This is a genomic window from Micromonospora sp. NPDC047548 (assembly GCF_040642975.1).
Lineage (GTDB): Bacteria > Actinomycetota > Actinomycetes > Mycobacteriales > Micromonosporaceae > Micromonospora.
Genome location: NZ_JBEYTI010000083.1, coordinates 1 through 13273, shown reverse-complemented (window position 1 = coordinate 13273; position 13273 = coordinate 1). Strand labels below are relative to the sequence as shown.

9 protein-coding genes and 1 pseudogene are annotated in these 13273 nt (G+C 68.2%); 5 read left to right on the top strand and 5 right to left on the bottom strand.

The features are described 5' to 3' along the window. Positions 1–204: 204 nt before the first annotated feature. Both ABZ807_RS32270 and ABZ807_RS32265 read left to right on the top strand, forming a co-directional pair. A complete protein-coding gene (locus ABZ807_RS32270) occupies positions 205–975 on the top strand; it encodes a MerR family transcriptional regulator (RefSeq protein ID WP_357166600.1) in 771 nt (256 codons plus the stop codon). A 236-nt stretch (positions 976–1211) separates the two neighbouring features. After that, the gene (locus ABZ807_RS32265) at positions 1212–1856 is read left to right on the top strand and encodes a DNA alkylation repair protein (protein WP_357166603.1); all 645 of its coding nucleotides are present in this window, start codon (positions 1212–1214) and stop codon (positions 1854–1856) included. Positions 1857–2307: 451 nt separating this feature from the next. Here the strand turns inward: ABZ807_RS32265 and ABZ807_RS32260 are convergent. Beyond that, positions 2308–2808, bottom strand: a pseudogene (locus ABZ807_RS32260) (transposase); the annotation flags it as partial. A gap of 512 nt (positions 2809–3320) precedes the next feature. Then, on the bottom strand, positions 3321–4745 hold the full coding sequence (locus ABZ807_RS32255; RefSeq protein WP_357166597.1) for a S8 family serine peptidase: 1425 nt from the start codon (positions 4743–4745) through the stop codon (positions 3321–3323). A 1169-nt stretch (positions 4746–5914) separates the two neighbouring features. Here ABZ807_RS32255 and ABZ807_RS32250 point away from each other — a divergent pair. Together ABZ807_RS32250 and ABZ807_RS32245 are read left to right on the top strand one after the other, a co-directional pair. Then, positions 5915–7546: a hypothetical protein gene (locus ABZ807_RS32250; RefSeq protein ID WP_357166594.1), complete on the top strand. Its 1632-nt coding sequence runs from the start codon at positions 5915–5917 to the stop codon at positions 7544–7546. A 595-nt stretch (positions 7547–8141) separates the two neighbouring features. After that, positions 8142–8957, top strand: a complete 816-nt coding sequence (locus ABZ807_RS32245; RefSeq protein WP_357166591.1) for a zf-HC2 domain-containing protein — start codon at positions 8142–8144, stop codon at positions 8955–8957. Positions 8958–9205: 248 nt separating this feature from the next. Here the strand turns inward: ABZ807_RS32245 and ABZ807_RS32240 are convergent, their stop codons facing one another. From ABZ807_RS32240 to ABZ807_RS32230, 3 genes are all read right to left on the bottom strand, one after another. Continuing rightward, on the bottom strand, positions 9206–9682 hold the full coding sequence (locus tag ABZ807_RS32240) for a sigma-70 family RNA polymerase sigma factor (protein ID WP_357166588.1): 477 nt from the start codon (positions 9680–9682) through the stop codon (positions 9206–9208). Between the two features lie 273 nt (positions 9683–9955). Further along, positions 9956–10921, bottom strand: a complete 966-nt coding sequence (locus ABZ807_RS32235) for an alpha/beta fold hydrolase (protein WP_357166586.1) — start codon at positions 10919–10921, stop codon at positions 9956–9958. Positions 10922–11011: 90 nt separating this feature from the next. Continuing rightward, the gene (locus ABZ807_RS32230; RefSeq protein ID WP_357166583.1) at positions 11012–11263 is read right to left on the bottom strand and encodes an alpha/beta hydrolase; all 252 of its coding nucleotides are present in this window, start codon (positions 11261–11263) and stop codon (positions 11012–11014) included. A gap of 1089 nt (positions 11264–12352) precedes the next feature. Here ABZ807_RS32230 and ABZ807_RS32225 point away from each other — a divergent pair. After that, complete coding sequence (locus ABZ807_RS32225) at positions 12353–13186, top strand: helix-turn-helix domain-containing protein (protein WP_357166580.1); 834 nt, start codon at positions 12353–12355, stop codon at positions 13184–13186. Positions 13187–13273: the final 87 nt, after the last annotated feature.

Here is a 13273-nt window from a genome sequence, read left to right as displayed (position 1 = left end):
GCGAACTGCTCCACCGCACGGACGGACACCATGGCAGAATCGACCATCGAAGCTCCTGGTCAGACATGTGGATCTAGTCAATCCATGTCCTACCAAGAGCTTCTTCACATCCGGGCACCGACCCCACCCCGAACCCCAGGCCACCTAAATACGGACCAATCATCGCCAACCGGCCTTGAGTTTATGGCAGTGAGGCATGAAGCCATGCTGACGATCGGACGGCTGGCGTCCTACGCCGGGGTAACCATCCGCGCGGTGCGGCACTACCACCAGATCGGACTGCTCCCAGAGCCGGAGCGCGACGCCTCCGGCTACCGGACCTATGGCGCCATCGCGGTTGTGCGACTCATCCGGATCCGGACCCTGGCCGAGGCCGGCGGCCCGCTGGCCCGGATCCGCGAGCTGCTCGACGCCGACCCGGAGACGTTCGCCGCCGCAACCACCGAGATCGACCGGCAGCTGCGGGCGCAGATCCGCGCGCTGCAGGAGCACCGGCGGCGAATCGCGAGGCTGGGCTCCGGCGATTCGTTGGCTCTCCCGGAGGAGGTGGTCGACTACCTGGACCGCCTGCGTGCCACCGGAGCGCCGGAGGCGGTGAGCGTGGCCGAGCACGACGCCTGGATCCTGATAGCGGCGCGCTGGCCGGAGGCGATCCCGGCGTTCATGGCCCAGAAGGTGGCCGAGCTAGCCGACCCGAAGATGGTCCGGCTCTACCAGCTCATCGGTCGGATCGCGGAGGACTGGGAGGACGAGGAGCTGTTGCGCGAGACGGCCGACCTGATGAGCGAGCTGTTCGAGCAGGCGACGGCCAATGGGCAGCTGGACTGGCGGGACGAGCACGTGCCCGACGCGGAGTTCATCCGCCTGATGGACGCGTTCGCCGATGGTGCCCACCCCGCCGTCGCCCGGCTGCGGGGGCTGATCGCTGAGCGTGGGTGGACCGGGTGGACTCGGGTCGAGAAGCGCGAGCCCTGAGGCGTCACACCGTGGCCGCACCCGCCTCTGATCAGGCGCACTCATCTGCCGCCGACCGGGCGTCACGGCGCGTCACGAGCGTCCCATGCAGCGAACACCCGGCCATGCCGAATAGCGGATAGTGGTCCTGACCATCCGCTTGCTGATTACATGGTTCACCGTGCCTTCCTCGTAGGCTGAATCTCACACGTGATCGACAGGAGGCTGAGGTGACTGAGACCACGGTAGCCGAGGTGATGGCCGAGCTGGCCGCGCTCGAGGACCCGAATGCACGCGAGGTGAACAAGAAGCACGGTGACGATCACGGTGTGAACCTCAGCAAGCTGCGCGCGCTCGCGAAGCGGCTGAAGACGCAGCAGGAACTCGCGTGCCAGCTCTGGGAGACGGCTGACAGCGCGGCGAGACTGCTGGCGATCCTGATCTGCCGCCCGAAGGCGTTCGCGCGTGACGAGTTGGACGTCATGTTGCGCGAGGCGCGCACCCCCAAGGTGCACGACTGGCTCGTGAACTACGTGGTGAAGAAGAACCCGCACTCCGAAGAGCTGCGCCTGGCCTGGTCCGCCGCTCCGGATCCAGTGGTCGCGAGTGCCGGCTGGGCGCTGACCACCGAACGCGTGGCCAAGACGCCCGAGGGCCTCGACCTCGCGGGACTGCTCGACGTCATCGAGGCGGAGATGAGAGACGCCCCGGATCGTCTGCAGTGGGCGATGAACCACTGCCTCGCTCAGATCGGGATCGAGCACGCCGAGTACCGCGCCCGTGCAATCGACAACGGTAAGCGCCTAGAGGTGCTCAAGGACTACCCGACTTCCCCGGGCTGCACGTCTCCGTTCGCGCCCATCTGGATCATGGAGATGGTGCGCCGACAGCACGACAAGTAGGAAGGTTCGCGCTCACGCTCGTGCCGCTACCCCCTCAGAACGCGGCAACATGATCGACAGAAGCTGGCTATCGAGGCGAAGCGCAGCGCACACGGAGACGTACCGTGCAAACATCCGCTTCTGCCGCAAGTCGGACGTCCGGAATCTCTCATGACTCCTGCGTTCGGCGTGCCATGCTCGGGCGGTCCCGTCAACAGGCGTACCGGGGCGTCCGAGGCCAATCGGCCGAACCGACGGAAGTAAGAGGCGGCTCACGGGGCGGTCGCACGCGTGGCGCACGAACGGCGCCCTGAGTAGTCTCCGCCGGACCCGCACTCTTTTGCCGCGATCAGGGCGCTGAGGTGTCGCAGATCAGTTGGCGGACGACTGTCGCACATCAGTCGACGGAGGACATGCCCAGACCGCGTTGCATTGCCGAATTCCGGGTACTGATGTTCTCGTGGGTCGGTTTTCATGATCGTCCGGGGAGTGGCGGGCAGCGGCCGCCGCGGCGGAGGTTGGCCATGGTGATCAGGGCTTTCGCGCTGTGGTAGCCGTATGCCTGGCGGGTCAGTACCCGTAGGTGGACGTTGTTGGCCTCGACGCGGGCGTTGGACAGTCCGCTGTCGAGCATGTTGTGGATCGTAGGGAGGTGACGGCGGATCGAGCGGGCGAGCTTGACGAACGGGGCCAGCTTTGACCGGCTGGCCCAGCGCAGCCAGCCCTGTAGCAGGAGCTTGCCGTCGGCGCCCTTGACCGCGATGATCTGCCGGAACTGCTCTTTGAGTAGGTAGGCCCGGTATAGCGGCTTGTTCGTGGCCTGGATCGACGCGAGGGTTACCTTCTGCTTGTCGGTCAGGTTCGGCGGGTTCTTCCACAGCGCCCACCGGGCGTCTTTGAGCTGGCGGGACTGCTCGGTGGCGCGGCCTTTGCCGCCGCGGGCGGTGTTCCACACCGCCCGGCGCACCTCGTCGAGGGCGTCGGTGACTCATGCGACCAGGTGATAGGGATCCAGGCAGCGCACCGCCCGCGGCGCGCGTTCTGCCACGACGTCGCCGATCCAACCGGCGGCGTCGGCTGACACGTGCGTCAGCCGACTTCGATGCCCAGGATTCGGAGTGGCCCAACCGCCCTCCATGACGCATGTCGACTGCCGGGTCCCGCCGGCCCTGTCCCATGGGCCGCCGACGGGGTCCCGGGTCGCGAGCCAGGCCGGCCTTGGTGGCCTCGGATCGCGTGAGCTCGGCCTGCCCTCTGTCCACCCGCCGCCGACTGTGGTAGGTGGGCGCAACAGGTGAACCGGCGGTTTGGTCTGGCCGTTGTGCAGGCAGGAGCCCTCGTCGTCGCGTTGCCAGTGGGCTGCGGCGGCGGGCGGACGGCGGGTTGTGCCGGTGGCGGCCGGCACATCCTGCTCTCTCCGCAGGCGCCATCCCTCATGGCGTTCTCGGCATTGGCATGCCGGCCAGCGGTGCGCGGACGCCGAGATCAGCGCCGGCCGGACAGCATCGTCCGCAGCCACACGGGCGGACGCCGAGAGCGGCGACCAATCCACGGCAGCAACGCCAGCGTGCACAAGGCGGCTACGAGGACTGGAGCGAGGCTGGAACCCGACCCGTTCTGGAGCTGACCCTGCTGCCTGCCGGTTTCCGACCGAGAGTCGACGCCGAGCGCGGCGCCAGGGTCGATCAACCCCCAGCCTTGGCGCAGGTCCGGGCCGTCATCTCGGCGATCGGCTGTCCGCATGATCCGGTTCGCAGCTGCGGGTGCCGACAGCCCGGGCTCGCTGGCTCGTAGCACCGCTACCAGGCCGGCGACGAACGGCACCGCGAAGTCTGCCCCGGTGCCTTCGACAAACCCCTTGCTACCCAAACCCAGGCTGAGGACACGTACGCCGGGGGCCAAGACATCGACAGATCCGGGCGGGTGCTCGCCGACCGGCTGGTCGTCCGCGCCGGCGGCGCCGACCTGCAGCACTCCCACCGGCGACTTGGCACCTGGCGAACCGCTCGGCGGTGCCGGCGTCACCACCACCGCGTCGTGCAGGGTCGCGAGCCGGACCGCATCCTGGATCCGTGCATCGGTCAGGTCAGCAGGCACTCCGATGACGACGACCTTGGCTCCGTCCGCAGAGGCGCGTCGGAGGCCCTCTACGATCTCGGCCGGATTCGCTGTCCCCCCGCGGGTGTTGAGCCGGATCGGCAGGATATTCGCCTCCGGAGCGATACCCACCAGTCCGCGCCCCGAGGACGGCCGCGCCGCGATGATCGCTGCAAGGGCGGTCCCATGCCCCTGACAATCCTGGTCCCCTCGCCGGCCATTACCGGCCACGTCGAAACCGGCCAGGACCCGCCCGGACAATGCCGGCGCGCTGGCGTCAACCCCGGAATCGAGAACCGCCACGCTGACGCCGCGGCCTCGGCTGCGAGCCCAGGCGCTGTCCGGCGCGAGGCGGAGCTGTGCCCACGAGAGGTCAGGTCCGGCCCAGGAACTGCGGGCACCGCAGCGGTCCTGCGTCCTGTCGATCGGAGGAGGCGATGGAGTCCGCGCTGCCGTACCTGGGCGGGAGAGAGCAGCGACGGGTGGTACGCCGTACCGGACGCCGTCGCCTGTGGCGTCCCAAGGCAACAGCAGGACCCAGCCCGAACGCACCAGGTTCGGGCTGCTCAACCGGCCGTCGTCGGGCTGACTGCGGCCCTGACTGAGATCGAGTAGCTCGCGGTACCGCTCTCCGTCGCCGAGGAGCCGCGCCGCGATGTGCCACAACAGCTCAGGCCGTCCGTCGCTGTCGGTCCCGACCACGTAGTACTTGACAAACATCAGGCCCGGCGACTGGCGCACGTTCGGGTCCAGCCTCGTGGGCGTGGGCGAGGGCGCGGCGGCGGCCGGGCCGCCCATCGCGGTGACCAGCAAAGCACAGGCACAGGCCGCAGCGAGCCGTCGCGCAACTGCGACTGGTGACTGCGTTGTCGCTCGCTTGCTGAAGGACACAATCCCCATCGCCTAGTGAGATCCCAGCCACACGACTGCGGATCATCCGACCATACATCCGGGTAACGGAGAGGCTCGATTCCTGCGGCGAGACGCTCCTGATAGGCGTGCCGCATCGGCTTGGTCTTGTCGCTCCTACCGCGCGCCGGTCTCGCGTCATCCTGCGACGAACCGTTGACGGTGCCCCGGGCCGGTTGAACTTGCCACAGCGACGAGTCGTCGTGAGGGTCATGGCGCACATGGCGGCGATGGGCGATGACACCCTCGAGGCCTACCTTCATCTGCTGTTGCCGGCGGCCCGCAGGCTGCCGGTCGACCCGATCGCGCAGGGAGGGTGGCGCCTGGCGAGCGGCGAGGCGGCGGAGGTCTACCGGGCTGCCGCGCCTACCGCGCTCATCGCGCGAACACCGATCACCGCCGAGGACGTCGAGCCATCGACAGTCAGTGTCACCGGAATTGGCGAACTCACGTGGAGACGGGTCGGAGTGGCCCGGCAGGCGGGAATGTTCCTGTCCGTGGGCGTCCGACCGAGCCCGGCGGCCCCGCCTGTGGCACCTGCCGACCCACCATGCCCCCGGTGGCGGAGGCGCCGTGCTGCCCTGGGTTCGGCCCGCTTCCGCGATCCGGGCACGGGTGACCGTGGCTGCGAACCATCGCGGTGCCGGCATCCCCGAACCGACGGGAGCGGGGAATGAACCTACTTCGGTCCCCGAAAGCGGAAGATCCAGCAGGAGCATGCCGCGGCCCCTTTATTAGTGACCAGAGGGTGGAGCCTGCTGAGGATGCACTGCGCTTCAGCGCCCTCGACCGAGACGTCAACGTCGCACGCGACCTCGCCCGGCTGGCGGCCGTCTGGTTACCACCGGCCCGCACCGGCAGCTTGGCCGACTCCCGCCCCACGCCACGTCTGGGCACCAGGACGAAAGGCACGCAGCGGCTGCCCTCCATCAGGCCAGGTGCAGCTCAGCGCCAGAGCCGCGGTGTCGGACGGCGACAAACTGCACCGCCGTTGATCGGACCATCGAGTCTGGTGAACCGAGCGCCGTGTGCAGCCGTCGTGGAAGGGACGACCGCGTCGAGGGAGAGCGACAGTGCGTAACACCCGTGACACCGTCGGCACGTTGCGCTGGCGGCGGCAGGCTCGCTGGATCGGTGCCCACCTGCGCCAGACGGGACGGATCGGCCGGCATGCCGCGAACCTGGCGAGTGGCAGCCCGGTGAAACGGGCCGTGATCGCCGGACTCGGGCTGATCCTGGTCGCACTTCTCGGTGTGGTGGCCGCCGCCGGCTTCGGCACCGCAACCGCCGAGAGCAGGATCCTGGCCGGGAAACCCGTACCCGCCGACCAGGTCCCGGTCATTCAGGCCGCCGCGCTGTCCTGCCCGACGCTGTCGCCGGCTCGACTCGCCGGCCAGCTGATGTTTGCCTCCGGCTTCAACCCGAGCGTTCAATCCGGGTCTGGCAGAGCCGGAGTTGCCGGTCTCACGACGGCGATGTGGGACCGCTGGAAGCCCTCACCACAGGCGCATCGGAGCGACGTTAAGGCCAACATCATCGCCCTCGCCCACGCGATGTGCGACTTCGTGGGGCAGGTCCGCCAGGCGAACGTCGGTGGGGATTCCTGGCGATTGGCGCTCGGCGCGTACCACTCGGGCATGGATGCCGTACGTACCGCGAAGGGTGTGCCGGCCGCGGCGGGCACATACGTGGACACGGTGGTGCGGCTCGCGGCTTGGTACGCCACCCGGCCCGAATTCTCCGGCGCCTCGTCGACGCCCACGCCGAGTCCGAGTGCGACCGGCCCGGGCGGCGGGCCGGCCGCCACACGGGCCGTACCTAATGGTTACCTGGCCCTTGTCTTGTCCGCCGGACGAACCTGCCCGCAGATGCCGCCGGCCAGAATTGCGGCGCACCTCATGGCGGCCTCCGCGTTCAATCCGAACCTGCTGGGCACCAGCGGCGCCCAGGGCATCGCCGGCTTCACTCCTCAGATGTGGGCCTCGTACGCGCTGCGGCCCACCGCGACCTCGCCCTGGGACCCCACGACGGCGATCCCGGCCCTGGGCCGGGCAATGTGCGCGCTGCTGGCAGAAATGTCCGGCGTGGCCCCCAACCCTTATCCGCTGGCGATCGCGGCGTTCGTGTGGGGCCCGGAGGCCGTCAAGCAGGCCCGCGGCGTACCGGCGGCCGCGGGGCTGCAGGCATACGTTACGTTGGTCCAGCGATACGCCGAGTACTACGGCGGCGATCCGAGGCTGGCTCGGCCCGGGGCCAGCGCCAGCGCCAGCGCCAGCCCCACGGGCGCTGACCGGGCTTCACCGAAGCCGGCGAAGGTCGGTAACACCACCAGCGGGACGACGCCTCGCCCGTCGGCAACTCCGAAGCGGGAGTGGCAGACCAGGGTCGTGACGGCCACCGCCGTGCTGACCCCCGGACAGGCATGGTCGACCGACCGGCTCAAGTTCATCCTGCGCGCTGACGGCGAGGTCGCCCTGACAGACCGTGGGCGGACGGTCTGGCGTGCCGGCACTGCCGGGAAGGGCGGCATCAAACTGGTATTCCAGGCCGATGGCAACCTGGCGCTCTACAACAGCTCAGGGCGAGCGATTTGGACCACGAGGACGGAGCAGAACGACGGGGCGATCCTCGTTCTGCAGGCGGACGGCAACGTGACGATCTCAATCAATGGCCGGTTCCTGTGGCACACGGGCACTCAAGACTGACTTCATCGCTGGTGCGCCGGGTGGCCATGCGGGCGTTCGGCAATCTGTGCTGAGCTCGACGGGCTGACCATGATCGTCCGGCGTGATTGGACGTCGTGCTTCAGCCCTCGGCCGACCAGTTGCCCGCTGTGTCGCGCGGCGGCCGGCTGCATGTCTTTCCAGCAGCCGGTGCACCCCTGCTCCAAGGTGCCCGGCGGCTCGGTCGGGTCCGACCACGTCCGGAGTCCAGACCACTACGGGCGGCGCAGCTGGCAGCAGGCTGACCGGCCGGGTAGGTCAGCGACTCCGGCCGACCTCGGCTGCCACCGGCACTGTTAAGGGTCGCGACGCGGCGGCTGGCGAAGGCTGGCCATGGTGGATCTCGGCGAGTGGGATGTCACGGAGACGGCGCTGGCGGTGGGCCGGTTGTGGGCCTGCGCCAGCGGGACAGAACTGGCTGAGCGTGGATCCTGGGTCGGCGATCCATCATGACTGGTTGAGCCGGTAGCGGCCGGTGAAGCCGTCGTGCTGCCGGATCAACCGTGAACCCGTCAAGCGGCCGGTCCGTCATACTGAAGAAGGCGGGATGGGCGTATTCCGCGTAGCACCAATGAGGGTGGGAGCGTTCACCAGTGCAGGTAACGCCGTGAAAGACATCACACGCGATGATTCTATCCACAGGGTAGCCGCACAATACCTGCTGGGTGCCTTGGACCCCGCCGCGGAGGCAGCTTTCGAACAGCATCTCGGCGGGTGCCCCACCTGTCAGTGGGAGTGCGACGCACTCGGCCCGCTGGTCAGCGGCCTGAGCCTGCTGCCGGACGCGGAGGTGGCGGCGTTGCTCACCGCGGACCCGGCGGTCGGACAGCCGGCCACCGTATCGGTGTCGCGCCAGCATGGCCGGCCGCCCGCTCCAACCCGCAGACGCGATGGGGCTGCGGACATCGCTCGGCGCGGCCCCGCCCGGGCGGAGGCCCCAATTGATGCGGAAGGCACGGATCGGCCGCGCCGCACCCGCAGACCCGGTCGCCTGCGCCGGCTCGCGATGGGCGGAATCGCGGTGCTGATCGCGCTGGCGGTCGGGACGGCCGTGGGGAGAGCAATTCGGCCCGCAGAATCGACCCAGCTAACGCCGGTCGACTCCTCAGTGACCGTCGAGGGCACCGCTGCCGCTGCCCGGTTATCGGTCGTCATCGCGGCCAAAGGGCACAGCACCACGATAACTGCCACAGTGACCGGACTCGAGCCATCGGAGCGGTACCGGCTCTATGCCGTTACCACTGACGGGCACGCTCACGAGGTCGACGAGTGGACAGGTTCGGTCGGTGCCACCGACCTCACTACCGAGCTTGAGCTTTCGGTCGCCGACCTCGCGTTCTTCTCCGTAACGCGACAAGACGGCACGGCCGTCGTGGCGGCGCGGCTGAGCTAGCGGCATCGCTCCACTGGACATGGCGCCTCGTCACAGCCCGCTAACGGTGATTGAGGGCGCCGAACGGCTATCAGGAGCGCATCGCGGAGACAGCCCAGCCCTGGACGGCGCATTCATGCAGATCATCGAAGTACTCTCGCGGCGCCAGCGCTACATCGCTGACACTGGTCGGCAATGAAGGGCCGGTGACGGGAGCTGTGATCGTCCCAAGGCACCCGAGATGGCCGGGCAGTTGCCGCCTTTCGGCGTCACTGCCCGACGATTGCTCGGAGCGCGCGCAGCGCATGGTGAGTGCGTGACTTTACTGTTCCCTCGGGAATGCCCAGGATCGCCGCAGCTTCTTTGGTCGACCGCTCCCGGACGTAGACCTCGAGCAGCACCTGCCGGTGGTCGTGTGAGAGCCGAGCGAGCGCGGCCCGGATCGTATGGGCAGCAACGAACTGGTCGATGGGGCTGTCGTCGGCTGGAATCGTGGTTAGATCCAGGGCGCCGGTCTCCGGGGGGCGAACCTGTCTGCTCCTGGCCGCGTCAATCGCGACCCGCCGCGCCACCGTGAACAGCCACCGCCGCAGGGGCTCCGTCTCCGACGGCAAATGGTCGAGGTGTCGCCAGGCGCGAAGAAGCGTCTCCTGCAGCAGGTCCTCGGCAGCCTGCGTGTTGCCGAGAGTGAGCCGAAGCAGGAACCGGTACAGCGGTCGGGCCTGCGCCTCGTGCAGCGCGTTCATCCGCTGCTGCCGCTGCGATGCACGGCGGAGATCGACGTGCGGTGCCTGTCCGCGCTCGGTCGGCGCCGACGCATGGACCTCTGGGCTGACTATCTGACCTTCTGGATGTTCATCACATGCCAGACCGAGGTGCCCACCTGATTCTGGCTCGTGTGGTGGCGTGGATCGGTGTATCTCTCGTCGGTTCGACACCGCTGAACGCTGCTGCCACATCCCGCACCTCCGTCCGAGACAACATTGAGGACGATCGGCCGTTCCTTGCTGCCAGTCGGCTCACGACCGCGGCTCCAGCAGCCGCCGTTGCCGGGGCTGCCCGGGGTGTACGTCGCTTGCTGGCGATGATTGATCCGGCAATCTCCAGGTGGTGATCCCGGCCGCGGCGGCGAAGTCGGCCACGGAGAGAGCGAACGGTTCGACCTCTTCGAGATGGACCATGTGCCCGCTGTCGGCGAACGTCACGAGCTCGGCGTCGGGAATCGCGTCCACCAGCATTTGGGCCCAGGTGGGTCCACAAATGAAGTCGTGAGCTCCGGCGAGAATCAGAGTGGGCACCCGGAGCGAGTCAAGTTGGTTTCGAACGTCGAACGGCGGCTCCTGCGCACGGGCCGGGGCCACCCAGGCGTGCAATCCGTCCTGCATCGCGCGTAGCAGATCGGGGTTGAGCCATGGGCGGGCCAGGTAGATGGGCAGCAGACGGCGCAGTGCTTCGGTGTACGTGGCGTCGCTGCCAGCAGCAAGGGCGGCAGCGAAGGCATGGGGGATGTCGGCTGCGTCCGGCTGGTCCGGAAACCGGTGTGGGAATCGCTGGACGTTGGCTACTGCCGCGTTCCAAAAGTCGATCCCGGTAACGGGCGATGTGGCGTAGAGCACCAATCCGCCCAGCCGGCCCGGGTGACGCAGCGCGTACTGCTGGGCGACGAAGCCGCCGTGCGAGTGACCGAGCAGCAGCGGAGCGGGCACCGCGAGGTGGTCCACGACCTGGGCAAGGTAGTCGCTGTACCGATCGATGGTGTAGTCATCCGCCTTGTCGAAGCGTGCCGACTGGCCGGTACCGATCGGCTCCAGATACACCAACGTCAGCCGTTCCTCCAGAGCCGGCATGCGCAGGTGCTCCCAGCCGATGCCAGGGCCGCCAGGGTGCACGATGCACACCGGTCCGTTTCCGGCGACGTGATACCGCTGCGCCCGGCGATCGACCAGGATGACGTGCTCCCCAGGGATAAGCGGCTTGTCGGTCATGTGGGTTTCCTTCCTAAGACTGCTGGGCCTGGCGGTATCCCGAGGGTGGTTCCCGTCGCTCGGTGCCCTGGGACGTGCGACGGCCCTCGCTCAAGTGGCCGACAGAGCTGCCTGCGTAATCACATCGGCCACGGCGGCTGGCTGAGACGCGTACACCGCGTGGCTGCCGGGAGTCTCCACGGTGGTCGCCCGCGTCCGCTCGGACATGGCCGGCTGCGCCGGCGGGGGAATCAGGCGGTCGTCCTTGGCGACCAGGTACCAGCTCGGCTTGGCGCGCCATGCGGGCACCGAGACGGTCCCGGCGAGTGCGTCCTCGCCCCAGGGGACCTGCAAGTCGGCCATGAACGCCAGCTTCGGAGATGACGGCGCCGCCGTACGGTTGACCGACCAGCACCGCCGGGCCGTCCTGGGCATCGAGGACGTGGCGCGTGACTGCGACATCGCCGGCGAGTGAAAGGGTCGGATGCTGCACGATCGTGACCGGTACCCGTCCTGCGCGAGCAGGTCATAGACATGCTGCCAGCCGGATCCATCAACGAAGCCGCCGTGCACGAGCACGACGGTGGTCGCACCCTGGCTCATCGGAACCTCACCCTCGCGCGAGCGGACGTGGACGAGAGCGACCCTACGGAGCTGGCATGCGCAAGAAGTGCGCATCGAGTGACCGGGCAGGGGGAGGAGGACTGCCCGACTCGGCACGCCGCCGGAGCCCTGCGGGTCCGAAGTGCTGGCGGGAGCGGCCCGCCGATGACGTCTCGGCCACCCCGACGTGTCGAGTGAGCAACTAGCATCCCGCCCGCCAACCGTCCGATCTCTCCCAGCCTGCGGGGCACGGGACACCGCAGCTATGTCGACGATGGCGTCTCGCAGCACCGTGCCAGGGGCGCGACAAGGTTGGACGATCGGGGCATGCAGACCGAGCACGCTCGGCAGCGGTCCGGACGGTCTCAAGCTGACCACATGTCTCCCGTCTGCTTGGTCCTGGCTCCTATCTCATCGACGGATACGGTCACCAACGGTTCGAATGCGCTCAACGGAGTGATCTGTGTCGCGTCTCGGCCGAACCTGTGGCACTGCCGACCATCGCTGATTGGTGCCGTTCTCCGGCCGGGCGGCGAGACGCCGCGCTGCAGATGATCTGTCGGCGTGTCCAGGCGCGTTCGAAACCGCGGTTCGGTGAACCGCGCAGGACTCCGGTACGTCGTAGGTTCGGAACACTCGGGCGTGGGCGGAAGGCGAGGTGAGATGAAACGACTCCCGCCATCAGATCAGGCCGCCGGCTGGCGAGGGGCCGACCGTGCGGCGGGCAGCGCAGCGGCAATCGCGGACCGGCCCAACGCTGCCGGCGAGAGGGCTGGTCGGTTTCGTAGCGTTGTGCGCATATCTGAGCGTGATCGACTGACGTCGACGCGTTTCCTGGCCTACGGTGGGGTGGAGCTGGACGCATCGACCGGCTTGGTGCGGCTGTACCCGGAGATGCGCGCAGTGCTACTCAGCGGCCAGCAGGCCGAGGTGCTGGCGGTCCTGATCGACCGGGCTGGCAAACCATGCCGTCGCGACGAGATCGCGGCCGCCATGCCAAAAGGCTCCCGCCCGCCTACCATGGCGCAGATTGGCGTGATCATTGCGAACATTCGCAACAAGCTCGGCGCCCACCGGGTCCTCACGGGAGCCGGTGGTTGGTGGCTTGACGCCTCGGATGCTTCCTGCCCTCCGGCTTGGCCCGGCGCAATCTCTTTCGGCGAGCTCCATCTCGACCTGCCCCGTCGACGGGTGTGGGTGAGTGGGCGACGATCCACGATCCGGCTCGGGTGGCAGGAGTACCTCGTGCTGCGTGCGCTTATCGAGGCGCAGGGAATGCCGCGAGGCTGCAACGAGATCTGGCACGCAATGCCAGCAAGGGCCCGTCCCGCTAGACCCGCCCAGGTTGGGGTGATCGTCTACCGCCTGCGACAGCGCCTGGGTCGAGAGTTGATCATCACTGGCGGCGCTGGCTGGCGGCTGGCTGGCCGGTCTGAAGACACAGCTTTCTCCGCAGGCGCCTCCGACGCGATACTGCTGGACCCGACGACCCGACGTGTAGCGCTGCTGAGCAGGGTCGCCTCGGTCTCTCTGAGCCCCCAGGAGGCCGCTACGTTGCAGGTTCTTGTCGAGGCGCGAGGAGTACCGCTGAGTGGCACGGAAGTCTTCGCCAACACGCCTACCATGGTGCGGACGAAGAGCGCATTGGCGGTTAGCACGGTCATCTCCCGACTACGCTGCTAGCGGACGCTGGAAAATCCTTGTTGGCGGACAGTTGAGTCCCTGCTCGCGGACAGCAGAAATCCTGTTGGGCGGTCAGGTGATCTCCGT

Bases quoted from the DNA above. Each gene is read 5' to 3' on its own strand.
- ABZ807_RS32235 (WP_357166586.1), bottom strand. From the start codon at position 10,921: ATGACCGACAAGCCGCTTATCCCTGGGGAGCACGTCATCCTGGTCGAT.
- ABZ807_RS32270 (WP_357166600.1), top strand. From the start codon at position 205: ATGCTGACGATCGGACGGCTGGCGTCCTACGCCGGGGTAACCATCCGC.
- ABZ807_RS32230 (WP_357166583.1), bottom strand. From the start codon at position 11,263: ATGGCCGACTTGCAGGTCCCCTGGGGCGAGGACGCACTCGCCGGGACC.
- ABZ807_RS32240 (WP_357166588.1), bottom strand. From the start codon at position 9,682: ATGAACGCGCTGCACGAGGCGCAGGCCCGACCGCTGTACCGGTTCCTG.
- ABZ807_RS32265 (WP_357166603.1), top strand. From the start codon at position 1,212: ATGGCCGAGCTGGCCGCGCTCGAGGACCCGAATGCACGCGAGGTGAAC.